This window comes from Streptomyces sp. NPDC060209, assembly GCF_042728155.1.
GTDB lineage: Bacteria > Actinomycetota > Actinomycetes > Streptomycetales > Streptomycetaceae > Streptomyces.
Map to the genome: position 1 here is coordinate 1 of NZ_JBHWZS010000185.1, position 17001 is coordinate 17001.

Annotated in this window: 14 protein-coding genes; 6 read left to right on the forward strand and 8 right to left on the reverse strand. The window is 67.5% G+C overall.

The window, feature by feature from the left end:
- The 4 genes from ACFWFI_RS28570 to ACFWFI_RS28585 form a co-directional block, all read right to left on the reverse strand.
- The coding region (locus ACFWFI_RS28570) for an aldo/keto reductase (RefSeq protein WP_387395492.1) at positions 1-793 on the reverse strand (793 nt) is incomplete at its 3' end.
- A 334-nt stretch (positions 794-1127) separates the two neighbouring features.
- The gene (locus tag ACFWFI_RS28575; protein ID WP_387395494.1) at positions 1128-2480 is read right to left on the reverse strand and encodes an MmgE/PrpD family protein; all 1353 of its coding nucleotides are present in this window, start codon (positions 2478-2480) and stop codon (positions 1128-1130) included.
- Positions 2477-3220, reverse strand: a complete 744-nt coding sequence (locus tag ACFWFI_RS28580; RefSeq protein ID WP_387395496.1) for an alpha/beta fold hydrolase — start codon at positions 3218-3220, stop codon at positions 2477-2479. The genes ACFWFI_RS28575 and ACFWFI_RS28580 overlap by 4 nt, the downstream gene beginning before the upstream one ends.
- A 41-nt stretch (positions 3221-3261) precedes the next feature.
- On the reverse strand, positions 3262-4539 hold the full coding sequence (locus ACFWFI_RS28585) for an MFS transporter (protein ID WP_387395499.1): 1278 nt from the start codon (positions 4537-4539) through the stop codon (positions 3262-3264).
- A 345-nt stretch (positions 4540-4884) separates the two neighbouring features.
- Here ACFWFI_RS28585 and ACFWFI_RS28590 point away from each other — a divergent pair, with 345 nt between their 5' ends.
- Entirely contained in the window at positions 4885-5778 is an 894-nt protein-coding gene (locus ACFWFI_RS28590) for an IclR family transcriptional regulator (RefSeq protein WP_387395501.1), read from the forward strand.
- Here ACFWFI_RS28590 and ACFWFI_RS28595 read toward each other — a convergent pair.
- On the reverse strand, positions 5758-7290 hold the full coding sequence (locus ACFWFI_RS28595; protein WP_387395503.1) for an MFS transporter: 1533 nt from the start codon (positions 7288-7290) through the stop codon (positions 5758-5760). The genes ACFWFI_RS28590 and ACFWFI_RS28595 overlap by 21 nt on opposite strands.
- 170 nt (positions 7291-7460) lie before the next feature.
- Here ACFWFI_RS28595 and ACFWFI_RS28600 point away from each other — a divergent pair, with 170 nt between their 5' ends.
- The 3 genes from ACFWFI_RS28600 (at position 7461) to ACFWFI_RS28610 (ending at position 11147) form a co-directional block, all read left to right on the forward strand.
- A complete protein-coding gene (locus ACFWFI_RS28600; RefSeq protein WP_387395505.1) occupies positions 7461-8516 on the forward strand; it encodes an MBL fold metallo-hydrolase in 1056 nt (351 codons plus the stop codon).
- Between the two features lie 134 nt (positions 8517-8650).
- Positions 8651-10066 (forward strand): aldehyde dehydrogenase family protein, encoded by a 1416-nt coding sequence (locus ACFWFI_RS28605; protein ID WP_387395507.1) that lies wholly within the window; start codon positions 8651-8653, stop codon positions 10064-10066.
- Between the two features lie 64 nt (positions 10067-10130).
- Positions 10131-11147, forward strand: coding sequence for an NAD(P)-dependent alcohol dehydrogenase (locus ACFWFI_RS28610; protein ID WP_387395509.1), 1017 nt, complete (start codon positions 10131-10133; stop codon positions 11145-11147).
- A gap of 173 nt (positions 11148-11320) precedes the next feature.
- Here the strand turns inward: ACFWFI_RS28610 and ACFWFI_RS28615 are convergent, their stop codons facing one another.
- Positions 11321-11776, reverse strand: coding sequence for a winged helix-turn-helix transcriptional regulator (locus tag ACFWFI_RS28615; protein WP_387395510.1), 456 nt, complete (start codon positions 11774-11776; stop codon positions 11321-11323).
- A gap of 152 nt (positions 11777-11928) precedes the next feature.
- On the opposite strand from ACFWFI_RS28615, the gene ACFWFI_RS28620 reads away from it, so the two are divergent.
- Positions 11929-12840: an NADP-dependent oxidoreductase gene (locus ACFWFI_RS28620; protein ID WP_387395512.1), complete on the forward strand. Its 912-nt coding sequence runs from the start codon at positions 11929-11931 to the stop codon at positions 12838-12840.
- Between the two features lie 75 nt (positions 12841-12915).
- Here the strand turns inward: ACFWFI_RS28620 and ACFWFI_RS28625 are convergent, their stop codons facing one another.
- A complete protein-coding gene (locus ACFWFI_RS28625) occupies positions 12916-13665 on the reverse strand; it encodes an N-acyl homoserine lactonase family protein (protein WP_387395514.1) in 750 nt (249 codons plus the stop codon).
- Positions 13662-14981, reverse strand: a complete 1320-nt coding sequence (locus tag ACFWFI_RS28630; RefSeq protein WP_387395517.1) for an MFS transporter — start codon at positions 14979-14981, stop codon at positions 13662-13664. The genes ACFWFI_RS28625 and ACFWFI_RS28630 overlap by 4 nt, the downstream gene beginning before the upstream one ends.
- 497 nt (positions 14982-15478) lie before the next feature.
- On the opposite strand from ACFWFI_RS28630, the gene ACFWFI_RS28635 reads away from it, so the two are divergent.
- The gene (locus ACFWFI_RS28635) at positions 15479-16963 is read left to right on the forward strand and encodes an aldehyde dehydrogenase family protein (RefSeq protein ID WP_387395520.1); all 1485 of its coding nucleotides are present in this window, start codon (positions 15479-15481) and stop codon (positions 16961-16963) included.
- The last annotated feature ends 38 nt before the right edge of the window (positions 16964-17001 follow it).

A 17001-nucleotide genomic window follows, 5' to 3' on the forward strand; every position in this document is an offset into this window, starting at 1 on the left:
GGAACAGCGACGAGCCGGTGTCCAGGGTGGCGATGGAGGCCATCTGGTCTGCGGTGAGCTCGAAGTCGAAGATGTCGAGGTTCTCCGCCATGCGCTCGGCCCGGACAGACTTCGGGATTGCTACGACATCGCGCTGCGTCAGCCAGCGCAGCACGACCTGGGCGACGGACTTGCCGTGCTCCTTGCCGATCTCTGCCAGCAGCGGGTTGGCGAACAGGTCGTTCTTTCCTTCGGCGAAGCCGCCCCAGGACTGGATCCGCACATCGTGTGCGCGCATGAGCTCCTGGTAGTCGGCACGCTGGAAGAAGGGGTGCGTCTCGATCTGGTTGACGGCCGGCGTGATCTCGTTGTTGATGATCAGGTCGAGGAGGCGGTCGGGGTAGAAGTTGGCGACGCCGATGGCCTTGGCGCGACCCTCACGGTTGAGGGCTTCCATGGCCCGCCACTGGCCGTACACGTCGCCGTAGGGCTGGTGCATCAGGTACAGGTCGACGTAGTCGAGACCGAGCTTGCGCAGTGACGTCTCGAAGGCGCGCTTCGTGTTCTCCTCCGCGGGCGCGTCCTGCACGTACAGCTTCGTGGTGACGAAGAGCGCTTCCCGCGGAACGCCGCTGTTCTTGATGGCCCGGCCCACGGCTTCCTCGTTGCCGTAGGAGGCGGCGGTGTCCAGGAGGCGGTAGCCGGCGGCCAGGGCCTCGGACACGGCGCGCTCGGTGTCCTCGGCGGGGATCTGGTAGACGCCGAAGCCGAGGATCGGCATCTCGACACCGTTGATCAAGGTCACGTACTGCATGAAACTCTCCTGGTCGTGCGGATGTCGGCCGGGCTGTCGTACGAACGGGCGGGGCCGGCCTCCCCGCCGTGTGGGGTACGCAACGAACCCCTCCTGTCCGCAGGTGATCATTGGTGCCACGATCCACCTTGCCTCCTCGCGAGTCGCAGAGGCAGGCCGGGCTGTTCCGGGGGATGCGTAGTGGGGGGTATGACAGGGCCCCCCTGGCCGGCCTGCATCCGCCCCGATGCCGCCGGACGCTGTGGGTGGTGATGCGGGTGTATACGCACCGACACTGCCCCGGGCGCCGGAGTCTCTTCTCTTGCGCCCGGGGGTGGCGTTCCGGCTCTGCTGCTCAGTGTTGTCGGGCGAACAGGCCGGAGAGTTGTTCCACCTGGCCCACGTCCTCGAGCGAGCGGGTGCGGGCGACCCAGGAGTCCACGTCCTGATCCGGGGACGCGTCACGCCATTTCACGGACAGTTCGTCCCAGGTGACCCCGCCCCGGGCGCTGTGCCCGCGTGGGTGGTCGACCCGTTCGGTCACGTGCCTGCCGTCCCGCGTCCCGATGGTGACGACGGCTCCCCGGCCGTTGGGCGCCGCGGTCTCCAGCTGTGGGTCCACCACGAGCGTGATACGGCCCCGGAGCGCTGCGAAAGCAGGGTCGTCGAGAACTGTGGGGAAGTAGTTCTCCTTCAGTGCGAGCTCACCGCGCAACAGCGCCACGGCGAGCATGTCCTGCACGCAGATGTTGTGCATCTGACGGTTGTCGACGACGCGTAGCGCTCGAGCCGGCATTCCCACCTCCACCGTGGAGACGGTGTCGCGGCTGAGGCCATGCTTCGCCATCAACGACAGTGCCGCTTCGACGGGCGCGTGGATCGGGTAGCCGGCGCGTACGAACTTGAAGTTGGCACCCATCACGGCGAAGTCGCTGCCGAGTTCCCGTGTCACTGTGGCCGCGGCGTCGGGTGCTCCCCAGGCGTCGAACACACCGTGCCGCTCACCCAGGACGTCGTCGCACCCCTCGAACCCGGCGGCGGCCTGCAGAGCGGCACTGACACCCGCCATGGCGTACTGGCCGTTGCAGAACGCCTTGCTCAGGTGCTGCCGCTCCCGGAAGAGCGCGCACAACCCGTTCGCCTGGAAGGTGGCCAGCGCCATCGCGTGACGGTACTGCTCCGGAGTGGATCCGATGAGCCGGCAGCAAGCCACGGCGGCTGCCAGGGCGTGGAGGAAGTCCGAGTTCAGATGGTGGCGTTCCTTGACACTGAATAGGCCACCGCATGCCGCGATGAGCCGGACGCCCACGTCATAGCCCAGGACAACGGCATTGAGCAGGTCGCCGCCCGTCCCACCCTGCCGTTCCGCCATGGCGACCGCCGCATGGACGAGGGTTGCGCCAGGGTGGCCACCGACGACGTGCGCGCCGTCGATCTCGTCGGCGTGCCCCGCCGTTCCGTTGGCGAGAGCGGCCAGGGGCGCGGAAGTGCGAAGTGCGGATCCCAGCACCTGTGCCTCCGACGGCCCTGTCATCGAGGCGACGTACTCGGCCGCAAGGATGCCGGCCGGCTGTTGCCGGCCGAAGTGCGCGCTGGCCATCTCGTCGAGTATCACCTGCTTGGCCTGTTCCCTCACATCGAACGGCAGTGCCTCCAGGGAGGTCGAGGCCGCGTACTCCGCGAGTATTTGGGTCGGTGAACTGCTCACAGGTCCACCGCCTGGCGCAGCAGATTCGTTACGGCCTGGGGCGCTGTGACCATCGCATCGTGCGTCGCCTGCAGGACGTGGTACGAGAAGTCCGGATCGTCGGCGTGCCGCCTGCGTGCTCGGTTCAGGACGTGTGGCTCCAGTGAGGAGGGGACGCATTCGATGAACATGCCCGGGTGGATCGATGCCCGGTCGGTGCTGCCGACCGGATCCTGGTATGTCTTCAGTGGCTGGGCCGTGGTGCGGCTGTTGACCCATGCGGCGTCGTCCGGGTCGGTGACGCCGTACCAGGAGGCGTCGGCCGGTGGGATGAACCAGCCCTCGCCGTTGTTCTCGGCGTTCTCCAGAAGGGCCGCCGCGCGGTGGGGGCCGATCATGTCGAAGACGGACTCCCCGGACCGGGGGAGGTGCGCGTCGAGGTAGACGACGCGACGCACCCGTTGCGCAATGTGCTCCATGGCCCCTGACACGACCATGCCGCCGTAACTGTGCGCTACGAGTACGGCGTCCTGGACATCCTCGAACTCAAAGACCCCGACAACGTCCTGGACATGGTGGTTCAGGCCGATCGCCTGATCCAGCAGGTGTGCTCGCTCCCCGAGGCCCGTCAGGGTCGGGGTGTGCACCATGTGGCCGGCCTGCCGTAGCGCGGAGGCCACGTGCTTCCAGCACCAGCCGCCGTGTCGGCCGCCGTGCACAAGCACAAAGGGTGGACGTGCCGAGGTCGGTGCCGCTGACATCGCGAGTCATCTCCTTGAATCCGTGGGGCAGAAGGGCGAGTTCAGGCAGCAGGGTCGGCCGCGGCCCGATCGAGATCGAGTTGGCGCGTCTCGCCGACGGTGAGCACGCAGATCAGGCTGATGAGGCAGACACCGGCCAGGATGCAGCCGAAGAAGAAGCTGCCGAAGGAGTCGATGACGGACGGTGCGATGAGAGGCGGAACACCGCCGCCGATCATGCCGGCCAGGCTGTAACTGAGGCCGGCCGCGGTGTAGCGGTAGCGGGTGTGGAAGAGCTCGGAGAGGAACGCGCCCTGCGGCCCTGTGGCGATCCCTGACAGGAACAACGTCACCGGGACCCCGATGGCGAACATCCCGCGAGAACCCAGGTCGAGGAGCGGGAACAGGACCAGCGCCCATACGACGGCGACGCCGGCTGCACCGACGATCACCCAACGACGGCCGATGCGGTCGGAAAGAACCGCGCCGAGCACGACTCCGGCGGAGATCGCCAGCCCGCCCACCATGGCCATGCTCAGGACGAAGGTGCGTGGCAGTTCGAGAACGGTTGTGCCGTAGCTGACCAGGTAGGTACCGCCGATGTAGGTGAGCGCGAAGCCGATCATCACGGTGCCTGATGCGAGCAGGACCTGGCCCGGCTGGTGCTTCAGGGCTTCGAGGAAGGGAAGCTCGGAGGTGCCCGATCGCGCGACCTGATTCTTGAACACGGGGGTCTCGTCGATCCGCAGCCGGATCCACAGCCCGACGAGAACGAGCAAGAAGCTGGCGAGGAAGGGGATACGCCATCCCCAGCTGATGAATGTGTCATCGCTCATGAACAGCGTGGTGAGCAGGAACGTGAGGTTGGCGAGTGTGATTGCCGCGCCTCCGCCGAAGTTGGGGAACATGGCCCAGAAGCCGCGTTTGCCCTTGGGCGCGTGCTCCGAGGAGAACAGGACCGCTCCGGCGAACTCGCCTCCCGCTGCCAGGCCCTGCAGCACACGCAGGATCACGATCAGGATGGGGGCCACCACGCCGATCTGATCGGCTGTCGGCATGCAGCCGACGAGGATGGTGGACACCCCCATGAGCAACATCGTCGCGATGAGAGTCTTCTTGCGTCCCAGTCGGTCGCCGAAGTGTCCGAACAGAAGGCTGCCGAAGGGGCGGGCCACGAAGGCCACTCCGAGGGCGGCGAATGAGGCGGTGATCCCGGCGGCCGGGCCGAGGGCGGGGAAGAACACCTCGGGAAAGACCAGTGCGGCGGCCGTGCCGTAGATACCGAAGTCGTAGAACTCGATCACGGTGCCGATGAAGCTGGCGGTGGCGACTCGTCCCATCCCTGGCGGGTCCGCTTTTTCTCCGACGGGGGCGGGTGGTCCCACCGGCCCGAGTGTCTTTTGCTGTGAGTGCGTCATTGCATCTCCCTGTTGGTGACGCGATCTCGTCGCCGCGTCAGGGGACCGACAGATGGGAGCTGTCGGCAGGGTGCGGCGAGGTGCCGCGCATGTTCTGTGAGCGGTCAGCCGCGAGCCAGGGGCTCTTCAAGGCCTCCACGATTCGGCGGTTCGTATATACGTACTGAGGAGCGCATGTGCGATCGACGGTAAGGTTCGGTCATGGGTGTGTCAATGCTCGTGCGCAGGGCATTCCCCGGCTTGTGATCCCGAGGCGCCGGCTGATGCGTGGAGCGTCGATGGCCCGGTACCGGCTTCACCGCGCAGCCCGCCGCCCGCCAGGAAGCGGCAGCGTCTGTTTATGAGTTCGTCATTATGAATTCCTGGTCGAAATCGACTACATTGAGTCGCGTGACAGACGCGGCTTCAGACCCCGATGACAACGGCCCGAAGAGCCACCGGACCATCGACCGGGTGACCCAGATCCTGGAAGAGGTCGTCTACAACCCGGGCATCGGCTTCGCCGAGATCGCCCGGGCGCTCGGCGCTCCGAAGAGCTCGGTGCACGGTTTCATCCGGGGGCTGCAGGCCAAGGGGTGGCTGTACGAGGACAACCACCGTTTCTACCTCGGCCCGGCTGTGTACGGCCTCACTCTGGCCAGCGGCCGCATCCGCGCAGGGCAGGTGACGCAGGCGGACCTGGAGGCTCTGCACAAGGCGACCGGCCTGACCGTCTTCCTGGGTGTCGAGGCCGGCGACCACCTGATCTACATCGGCGAGTCGGGCACGGATGCTCTCACCGGGTTCGCGGCCCGCAGTAACATCCGGCGCACGCTCCTCGCCACCGCGGGGGGCAAGGCTCTGCTGGTGGCACGCCCGGACGTCGATCGCGAGGCACACCTGCGTCGGCAGCAGGCGGAGAGTCCGGAGCTCGTCTCGGAGTTCCTCTCCGAGTTCGCCGACATCGGCAAGAGCCGTGTCGCGACGAACCTTCTCCACCACGGAACTCAGCTCGCGCTCGCGGCCGTCGTGCGCAATCACGCCGGTGAGAGCGTCGGCGCGGCGATTCTCATCGGCCAGGCCGCCGAGATGAAGCCCCGTGAGGCGAAGCTTCGTAAGGTCCTCCTCAAGCACGTGGATTCCTGGTCGGCGCAGAAGGTCTCAGCCAGGGAACCGATCTGAGCAGGGAGCTTCCTCCTGCCGTGGGTCCGTGCCGGGTTCGGCTGCAGTGTGCCGGGGCCCGGTCGCCTCGTGCCCTCGTCCCGCGATATCGCCCTTCGGCTCGGCTGCCCCACCGCGGCGCGGTGGGAGCACGACCGCCGCTACGACACCGAGGAACGATGCTGCGGCGGTCACCAGGAACGCCGTGGTGTACGCGGTGTCGCGAGGGGTGTCCCCGGCAGGCGGCATGTAGGCGAGCATGATCGCTGAGATCGCCGCGCTGCCCACGGAACCTCCTACGGTTCGCAGTACTTGGTTGAAACTCGTCGCGCTGCCGGTCTCGGAGGCCGGCACGTGGCGAACGATGAGGATGGGCATCACCGCATAGGCAGCCCCCACGCCGTTGCCGAGGAGGAACGTGCCGAGGACGAGGACAGCGACATGGTCTCGCCACAGTGCGAGCAGTACCAGGTCGAGACAGACCACCAGCGCGCCGAGGGGAAGCACGCGGTAGAGGCCGATCCGGGAGACCAGCGCTGAAGCGAGTCGGTTCGCCGTGAGGCTTCCCAGTGACATGGGCATCAGAACGAGTCCGGCGGTGGGGAGCGAGAGGTGGAAGCCGTACCCGGCGGCAGCGGGTACCTGTGTGTAGAGGTTGACCAGGGACAGCACGGCATACATGCCTATGCCCACGAGGAGCGCGGTCGTATTGGCGGCCAGGACCGCGCGGTTACGGATCAGTCGGATGTCGACCAGCGGGTGGCTGGTACGGAGCGCCTGCACGAGCCATGCGGTCAGGAGCAGGACGCCGAGGCAGAGACAGCTCAGCGTGGCAGCCGATGCCAGGCCCCAGGCCACGCCCTGACTCAAGGCCAGCAGGATCGCGGCCAGCCCTGAACAGAGCAGCCCGGCGCCGGCGGCGTCGAGAGGGCGCTGGAGAGCCGAGGAGCCCACCGGTATCACCCGGGTCACCACGATCAGCGCGACCGCACTGAGCAGGGCCGCGAACCAGAATCCTGCGCGGTAGTCGAGGTGCTGAGCGATGAGGCCCGTCACGGGGTAACCGATACCGGCCCCGACGGATGTCGTGATCGAGAGGGATGCGATGCCGGTGCGCATGCGTCGGGCCGGGAGGTGGTCTCGAGCGACCGCGATGGTCAGCGGCATCAGCCCCATGCCCAGGCCCTGCAGTGCGCGCCCGGCCAGCAGCAGGCCGAACGTGGGAGCGAGTGCGGCCAAGGCGCTCCCGACGAGCACGCCGATGAGCGTTCCTTGAACCGCGCCCTTCCGGCGCGGCCCGTCACCCAGTCTGCCGAGAACGGGTCCGGCGACCGCTCCGGCCAGCAGCGTCGCCGTCAGGACCCACTGAGCAGCGCTCAGTGACACATGCTGCTCCCGGGCGATGGTCGGCACCATGGGGGCGCCGAGGGTGCTGATCGCGGAGACGGAGAGAGCTGTGAACATCAGGGAGGGCAGCAGAAGTCGATGTTCGGAGTCCTTGCCTACGCCTGCGCTCTCGCGGGTCCCGGTCATCTGGCACGGTCCTTCCGTCGGGTGCAGGTGCCGCCACACGATGGGTATCGTATTTCAGGAAGCGAGTTCGATAATACGAACCCAATCGTGACGCGGCGTTCGGGGGAGGCGTGTCCGGTCGCGTGACATCGACCTCCTGCTCGACGGGCGCCTGGAGAGGTGTGATGCACATGTCCCGGCATGTTGAGCCTGCCGACGCCTACCGGCACCCGGAAGAGCGGCCCACACGTCGGATCGAGGGATTCGCAGTGGCGGGCGGCGTCTGGGCGACCGCGGTTCCTTTCCCCAGCCCGCTGGCGTACTCGTACTCCTACGCGCTGCGCTATCCCGACGGAATCGTTGTCGTCGATCTGGGCTGGGACTCCGACGAGGCTTGGCAGGCCTTCGTCGCCGGGCTCGCGCGGGCGGGGGCCGGCCTCGACGAGGTGATGGGTGTCGTCGTCACCCATGCCCATCCTGACCACTACGGGCTCGCCTCCCGCATCCGGAAGCACACGTCCGCGTGGATCGGTGCCCACCCGGGCGAGCGCGCGCAGATCCGGGTCGGCGAGGCGGAGCGCAGTGATCGGCTCGCAGAGATCGCGGACTGGCTGCGGGAATGCGGCGTACCGGGGGCGCTGCTCGCCGAACTGGATGGCGAACTGCGCTCACTTGACGCCGTGTTGCCGTCGGTCGTCCCGGACGTCGAGCTCCAGGACGGAGTCCCGGTGCCAGGAACGGACGGAGCTCTGATCCCCGTGCATACGCCTGGCCATACCGCGGGGCACCTCTGCTTCCGGGAGCGTGAGCGAAATGTGCTGCTGACCGGTGATCACGTCCTGCCGAAGGTGACCCCGAACGTCGCGCGCAGGCCAGGATCCGGCCCGGACCCCCTACGGGACTTCTTGGCCTCCCTGGGCCGTTTGCGCCAACTCACGGACCCCGGAACGGTGGTGCTCCCCGGACATGAGTGGCCGTTCGACCGCGTGTCCCGCCGCCTCGACGTCCTGTGCCGGCATCACGATGCGCGGCTCGCGGAGATCGAGTGTGCCGTCGCGCGAGGGTGCGACACCGTGTGGGAGGTGGCGCAGGCGGTGTCATGGGCCCGGGACTTCTCGGCCTTCACTCCTCGCTCGATGCGATCGGCGCTGGCCGAGACCTCGGCCCATCTGATGCGTCTGGGCGGGGACGGCCGGATCAGGCGGAGCGGACGCCACCCGGAGCGTTGGACCGTCGCGGCCCGCTGAGCCGGTCGTATCCATTGACTACGCGCAGTGGCGGGTTGTAGCGTCCGGAATCGTAATAAGGAATATTGGTTCCTATATGCGAACGTCTCCGGGTGTCTCGGCGTCCCGGCGGTGCTCGCGCGAGGGAGAGAGCCGTGATCGAGCGGGACACGATCTTCATCGACGGCAAGTGGGTCGAATCGGCGGGCACCGGAGTGCTCACCGTGGTCAACCCGGCGACCGAGGAGCCGATCGCGACGGTCCCACGGGGCCATACCGACGACGTCGACCGCGCGGCCCAGGCCGCGGCCCGGGCGTTCGAGACCTGGTCGCACTCCTCGATCGAGGAGCGGGCTGCGGTGATCACCCGCATTGCCGACATCCTCGAAGCGAAGGCCGAGGAGCTGACGCGGTCAACCGTGAGGGAGATCGGCACGCCGATCGCGCTGGCCCGCCGGTCACACGTCGCCGCTCCCATCAACGACTTGCGGATCGCGGCGGCGAGCATCAAGGACGTCCTTTGGGAGGAGCGTTTCGACGACACCATCGTGCGGCGCATTCCCGCAGGTGTGGCTGGGGCGATCACCCCGTGGAACGGCCCCATGCGCATGATCACACTCAAGGCCGGCGCCGCGCTCGCGGCGGGATGCACCATGGTGCTCAAGGGCACGGAGGTCGCGCCCCTGAGCTCGTTCATGTTCGCTGAGGCGGCCGCCGAGGCCGGTCTGCCGGACGGTGTGTTCAACGTGGTCAGCGGACCTGGGCCGGAGATCGGTGAGGCGATCGCGACCCACCCGCTGATCGACATCGTGTCGCTCACCGGTTCGGTGCGCGCCGGCAGCCGGGTGATGGAACTCGCGTCCAAGTCGGTCAAGCGTGTGGCACTGGAACTCGGCGGCAAGTCCGCCAACCTCATCCTCGACGATGCCGACCTGGAGAAGGCCGTCACGGACGGGCTCACCGACGCCTTCCGCAACGCGGGCCAGGTCTGCGGAGGGCTTTCGCGGACGCTCGTCCCGAGGTCACGGCTGGCGGAGGCGGAGGAGATCGCCGCGGCCAAGGCCGCGGGCTTCGTCATCGGTGACCCCTTCGACGAGGCGACGACCCTCGGGCCGGTGGTCTCGGACGCCCAGCGCGAGCGCGTACGCCGGTACATCCGGACGGGAATCGACGAGGGCATGCGGCTGGTCACGGGAGGCCCGGAGGCACCGGACCACCTGGACCGGGGCTTCTACGTCCGGCCGACAGTGTTCAGCGGCACCAACAATCACACGCTGGCGCGGCAGGAGGTCTTCGGCCCGGTCAACGTCATCATCCCGTACGACGACACGGACGATGCCGTCGCGATCGCCAATGACTCCGACTACGGGCTCGCCGGCGGTGTCTGGTCCGCCGACCCCGAGCGGGCCCGCGCCGTTGGACGGCGCATCCGCACCGGGCGTGTCCGCATCAACGGTGCATCCATCGACATGCGCGCTCCTCACGGTGGTCTGAAGCTGTCGGGCATCGGCCGTGAGATGGGCCGGTACGGGATCGAGGAGTACCTCGAGTATCAGTCGCTCATCGGCTGACGCCGGACGCCCCGACCAACCGCTATGAAAGGAGTGAGCGTTGATCACCGCACAGGCTCGGGCCATGACGAGCCCGACCGCACCCTTCAGTACCGTAACCATCGAACGCCGTGATCTCGGGCCGACGGATGTGCTGCTGGACATCGCCTACGCCGGCGTCTGTCATACCGATGTCCACCACGCCCGTGCCGAGTTCGGACATACCCGCTACCCGATCGTCCCGGGTCACGAGATCGCAGGGGTCGTGCGGGAGGTCGGCCGCGGGGTCACCCGATTGACGGCAGGTGACCGTGTCGGCATCGGCTGCCTGGTCGACTCCTGCCGGGAGTGCGCGGTGTGCAGGGCGGGACAGGAGTCCTACTGTCGCCGGGGCAAGGTGTTGACGTACAACGGGGTCGGCCGTGACGGCCAGGTGACACTCGGCGGATACAGCGAACGCACAGTGGCCGATCAGCGGTTCGTGGCCCGAATCCCGGACGCGCTTCCGCTGGAGTTTGCCGCGCCCCTGCTGTGTGCGGGCATCACGATGTACCAGCCGCTGCGCTTCTGGGGCGCGGGTCCGGGCAAGCGGGTCGGCATCCTCGGATTCGGCGGGCTCGGCCACATCGGCGTCCAGATCTCGCATGCACTCGGCGCGCACACGACGGTTCTCGAACTCACCGAGGGCCGTCGCGCCGACGCCGAGCGCCTCGGAGCGGACGACTTCCGCACCACCGGTGACCTGGAGGCGATGAGGGACTCGTTCGACCTCATCGTGTCGACGGTCCCCTCGAACTACGATCTCTCGGCCCATCTTGAACTGCTCGACTTCGACGGGACGTTCGTCAATCTCGGTGTTCCCGACGAACCGCTGCGGATCGACCCCTACACGCTGCTGACCAACCGGCGGAAGCTGGCCGGCTCGATGAGCGGCGGAATGCCGGAAACCCGGGAGATGCTGGACTTCTGCGCCGAGCACGGGATCAAGGCCGAGATCGAGATGATCACGGCGAAGGAACTGGACACGGCGTACGACCGACTCACCGCGGGCGACGTGCGATACCGGTTCGTGCTCGACACGGCGACCATCGCGGCGACCTGAGAACTGCGGCGACTGCCAAGACCCAGCGCCACCTTCCCGGGTGCTGGGCCTTGGCAGTTGCCGCATCGGAATCCGGCGCTCGAGGTTCTGGAGAAGGAGAACCACCCTCCCCTCCCGCTGACGCCGGCGGGGGGCTTGGCGAGGATGCCTGTGACGCGACGCGGGCTGTGGTGTCAGATTTCGGCCTGGCTGTCGTAGTCAAGGCGGGCCGCTCGGATGGTGTCGGCATGGTGGTCAGCCCATGCGGCGAGGGTATACACGACGCGCTCAAGGTCCTGGCCGACATCGGTCAGGGCGTACTCGACGGCCGGGGGAGTCGAGGGGAAGACTGTGCGGGACACGAGTCCGTCGCGTTCCAGCGCTCTGAGAGTGGACGTCAACTGCCGCTGGGTGATGCCGGTGACGTCACGCCGCAGTTCGTTGAACCGGCGAGGGTGCTGCCCGAGCGAGCAGATGACGGTCACGCTCCACTTGTCGCCGATCCGGGCCAGGATGCCGCGCACGAGCGCTACCCGTTCCTCGTCGTTCCAGTGCGCGGGAACCGGCTGATTCGAGGAGCCCTCCGGGGAAGGAAAGGGCCCACCATTCGTGCTGTCCATCCGTCGGCGCGCGCCGGGTTCACTGCTCATGAGGTTAGTATCCCTCATATACCTACATGCTGAATAGGTACCTACGGGCGATGAAGCGCAGCCCCGTTCGCGCCCAGATGGGAAGACAAGATGGGAGCGGTGTGAAGGCAGTCGTAGTGACGAAATTCGGCGGTCCGGATGTTCTACGGTGGATGGACGTCCCCGACCCACATGCGGGCCCGGGCCAGATCCGAGTGCGTGTGCACGCCGCAACGGTGAACCCGTCCGACGCCGTGGTCCGCAGGGGAGAAGCGGCTGCGCTGTTCGAAGGCCGTCTCGTCCCGCCGTTCAGCCCGGGCAACGAGGCCGCAGGCGTAATCGACGAGATCGGGCCTGACGCCGAGACCGATCTGAGGATCGGGGATCGGGTGATGGCGTTCGTCGTGCCCTACATGCCTTCCGGCGGCGCGTATGCGCAGCAGCTCGTCCTGGACCCGCGTCAGGTGGCGCTCGCGCCGGCCGGCAGCAGCCATGCCGAAGCCGCCACCGTCCCCTCCAACGGCCTGACGGTGCAGCAGGCTATGGATCTTCTCTCGCCGACCCCCGGGGACTGGATGGCCGTTACCGGCGCCGCCGGAGCGGTGGGCGGCTACACCATCCAATTGGCCAAGGCGGCCGGCCTGTGCGTGGTGGCCGACGCGGCTCCCGCCGACGAGGAACTGGTGCGGTCCCTGGGCGCCGATCGAGTCGTCGCCCGTGGACCGGGCGTCGCGGGACGCATCCTCGAAGCCGTCCCCGGAGGCGTCTCCAGCCTCATGGATGGGGCGCTCCTCGGGCGGGACGTACTCTCGGCGATTCGGCCGGGGGGACAGCTGGTCATGGGGCGCAGGTCCGACATGCCAGGCGTCGCCCCCCTCGGTGACCACCCTGGCGTAACCATCCGGGAGGTCTTCGTCCCGGAGTATGTGTACGAGCAAGGCAAGCTGGAGGCCCTCCGTGTTCACGCCGAGCGAGGAGAACTGACGATGAGGGTCGCCGCCGAGTACCCTGCCGCCCGGGCTCCTGAAGCGCACCGCCGCCTGGAAGCAGGCGGTGTCCGCGGCCGTCTCGTACTTATCCTCTGACCACAACAGGGGGAGCGCCGGCTGTGCTCTGACCATCGGACCGCCGCCCGCGCACGACCCGGAGAACGTGCCGCCCTAACGGAACTCGCGACGCTCGACGACAAGTGGGTCGTGGCTCGGGATGACCTCGCACCCGAGCTTCTCGATCAGACTCAGGCTGTGGTGGTAAGCCACGATGTCCGTGAAAAAGCCCGACGGGATGTGCTCGTCCTCGGCGTCGCCCGCCCAGTTCTCGTAGAGATCGATACAGTCGCCGGCCAGTAGGTAGCGCGTCGACTCAGCTTCGACGACGACACCCTGTGATCCGGGCGTGTGCCCGGGGAGGGCAACGACCGAGACGCCGGGGGCCACCTCGGCGTCGCCGTCCGCCGGGTCGATCCTGTCCTCGGCGCGCCGCCACGCCGCCGTGAGTTCGGGCAGGTGCTCGAACTGACGGCGGTGCCACGGCACAGGGTTGCTCGCGTAGTCGATCTCACGCTGCTGGACGATGATCCGGGCGTTCGGGAACAGATGGTTGTTCGAGCTGTGGTCCCAGTGCAGGTGGGTGTTGATGACGACACCCACGTCCGCCGGGTCCACGCCCAGCGCTCTCAGCGCCGCTTCGGGGCGCTCCTCGGGGGTCTGTTCCATCCTGATCCCGTGATGTGTCACGGCGCGGGCGAAGTCGGCACCGGTGTCGACGACCACCGGGGCGCCTCCGCCCTGGATCACGAACATGATGAGCGGGATGTCCAGCGTCTCGCCCCACCCCCGCGAGTAGGTGAGCGACGGCTTCTGGAGACCGAAGACGCGGCCCACGGACACGGCGGTGATGGTGAGTGTCATTCGGCATCTCCTACGGGAAGTGTCGGCTCGGTGAGTTCTCGGTGGCGGGTCTCGCGCAGGGCGAGTGTGCAGAAGAGGCCGATGAGGCAGTACGCGGCGAGGAAGACGCCGAACACGAAACCGCCGTAGCTGCCGATCAGGGTCGCAGCCACCAGCGGCGGAACAGCACCGCCGAGAACGCCGGCGAGGCTGTAGGACAGTCCGGCGGCGGTGTAGCGGTAGCGGGTGTGGAAGAGCTCGGACAGGAAAGAGCCCGCGACACCGAATCCGACACCGGCGATCATGAAGGTCACCGATATGCCGAGCCAGAATGCGGGAAGCGTCCCCGTGTCCAGCAGTGGGAACAGGATCAGGGCCCATGGGATGCCCACGATGTTGGCTACGAGCAGGACCTGCCGGCGCCCGAACCGGTCGGTCAGTATGCCGCCGGCGATGATTGCCAGGCAGTTCAGCAGGTTCCCGAACATGCCGGCCCCCAGCACCTGGGGCCGTGGTAGATCCAGGGTGGCTGTGCCGTAGTTGGTGAGAAACGCGATGCCGATGTAGCCAAGAGAGAAGGCCATCACCAGCGAGCCCGCGCCGAGCAGGATCTCTTTCCACTGGTGAGTGAAGGCATCCTTGAACGGCAGACCTCCGCCTGTCTGGCGGCGCTTGGCTTCTGCTTGGAAGGCAGGGGTCTCGTCGATCCGTAGTCGGATGAAGAGTCCGACAACGACCAGTAGCACGCTGAGGATGAAGGGCAGCCGCCAACCCCAGGCCGCAAAGGTCTCGTCGCTCATGTACAGGTCTGTGACCAGAAACGTTCCCAGCGCCAGGATGTTCGCGAAGGCTCCGCCCAGGTTGGTGAACATCGCCCAGAAACCGCGGTGGGCCTGCGGTGCATGTTCGGAGGTGAAGAGGGCGGCGCCCGCCCACTCACCTCCGGCGGCCAGGCCCTGGGCGATCCGCAGCACGACGAGTGCTATGGGGGCCACGATGCCCACGCTTGCCGCGGTCGGTAGCAGGCCGATGAGCACGGTGGCCGCACCCATGATCGACATGGTGGCGATGAGGGTGCGCTTGCGTCCGAGACGGTCGCCGAAGTGCCCGAAGAGGATGGAGCCCAGTGGGCGGGCGACGAAGGCGACTCCCAGAGTCGCGTAGGAGACGACAGTCCCGGCGTGTTCACCCAGTGCCGGGAAGAAGGTGTTGGCGAAGACGAGCGCCGCGGCCGTGGCGTAGATACCGAAGTCGTAGAACTCGATGACGGTGCCGATGAAGCTGGCCGATGCGACCTTGCGCATCTTCACCGGCGTCGCAGCCTTGTGTGTGGGCACCACAACGGACTCTGCGGGCTCGGGAGTCGGGGGTGCCAAATCCTCGGGGGGAAGTGGTGTGGGCATCGGACCAGCTCCTCGAAAGCTCGACACTGAGGGCGAGGCGGGTTGGGGCAGTTCGTTCGTTGCCGACAACGACGAAGACCGTGCGGCGGCTGGCGGTTCGACGGGTCGCCCCTCTTTGAGAGGCGTCGATGAAGAGCCTCGTTCGTATATACGTACCACATTGTGTAATTGGGAACGGTTCACGTGAACGTAACCGCGCTGGTCGCCTGCGGTCAATAGTCCGTGCCGCGGCGAGGGGGTGGTGGGATGGGCCGGTCGGCGGCGTTGACACCCCACGGTCGGGGCGATTCATAATGGCGACCAGTAGTTCTAAATGAGGAACAGGTGTGATCGGGTCCCCATGATGCTGTCCGCGTTCCTCCGCATCGGGACGATCACTGACGCGGCCCTCAAGCCGGTCGCGGTGATATCTGGAAGGTTTGGCGACAGCGATGTCCGTATCCACGACTGCCTGGCCACGACAACTCCACCAGGGCGACGAACCTGTTGCCATGCTCATCGACGGGGAGTGGGTGAGCCCATCGACGTCCTTCACTCCGGTGTTCGACCCCAGTACGGGAGAAGCCATCGCGGCTGTGCCTGATGGCGGCGCGGAGGCCGTCGAGGCGGCGGTGGCGGCGGCTCGACTCTCCTTCGAGGAAGGAAGGTGGCGCGGCTTGTCCGGGGCTGACCGCGGCGCCGTGCTCTGGCGCGTCGGCGACCTCATGAGGGAGCAGGCCGACGAGCTGGCCCGGCTGGAGAGCCTGAACCTCGGCCTGCCGGTCGGGCAGGCCAGGAGCATGGTGATCGAGGCCGCTGCCCAGTTCCGGTATTACGCAGGCTGGGCGGACAAGATCCACGGCCGCACTGTGGATCTCGGGCCGGCGGACCGCCGCGTTCAGGGCTACACCCTGCGCGAGCCGATGGGAGTGGCTGGGCTCATCACGCCGTGGAACGCCCCGTTGAGCATGGCGGCCAAGAAGCTCGCTCCGGCGCTCGCGGCAGGGTGTTCCTGCGTGCTGAAGCCTGCCGAGGAGACGCCGCTGACTTCTCTCTGGCTCGGGCAGCTTTTGCTCGAGGCGGGCGTTCCGGCAGGGGTGGTCAACGTGGTGACGGGAGTCGGCGAACGCGCGGGCGCCGCCCTGGCGGAGCACGCGGATGTGGACACCGTCTCGTTCACCGGGTCGACCGAGGTCGGCCGGCTCATCGTGCGGGCGGCCACGGGCAACATGAAGAAGCTGTCGCTGGAGCTCGGCGGTAAGTCCCCGGTCATCGTGTTCGGCGATGCCGACCTCAAGGCCGCGATCCCGGGAGCGGCGTCAGCGGTCTTCTGGAATTCCGGCCAGGTCTGTGCCGCCGGAACCCGGCTGTTCGTGCATGAGTCCGTTTTCGACGAGGTGGTTCGCGGAGTGGCGGAGATCGGTCGTTCGATGCGGCTGAGGGCAGGCTCGGACCCCGCCGCCGACCTCGGCCCGCTCATCTCGCAGAAGCAACTGGACCGGGTGTCGGGATACGTCGATCGCGGCATCGACGACGGCGCCCGTGTCGTCAGTGGTGGTAGCCGTGTCGGGGACCGGGGCTTCTTCTTCGAACCCACCGTCCTTGTGGACGTCGACCAGTCGATGACCGTCATGCGTGAGGAGATCTTCGGACCGGTGCTCGGCATCATGCCGTTCTCCGACACCGACGAGGCCGTCGCGCTGGCGAACGACAGCTCGTACGGTCTCGCCTCCAGCGTCTGGACCCGCGACGGCGCACTGGCCCACTCGGTGGCGCGCCGACTGCGGGCGGGACGGGTGGGGATCAATGTGCACCGGGCAGGCGGGTCGTACATGCCTGCCGGTGGCTACCGCCAGTCGGGCTGGGGGCGGGAGAGCGGGCCTGAGGCCCTGGAGAACTACCTCGAGACGAAGTCGGTGGTGTCGCAGCTCTCCTGACCACGAGGTGCGAGGCGGCGGCGGGCACCATAGGTGCC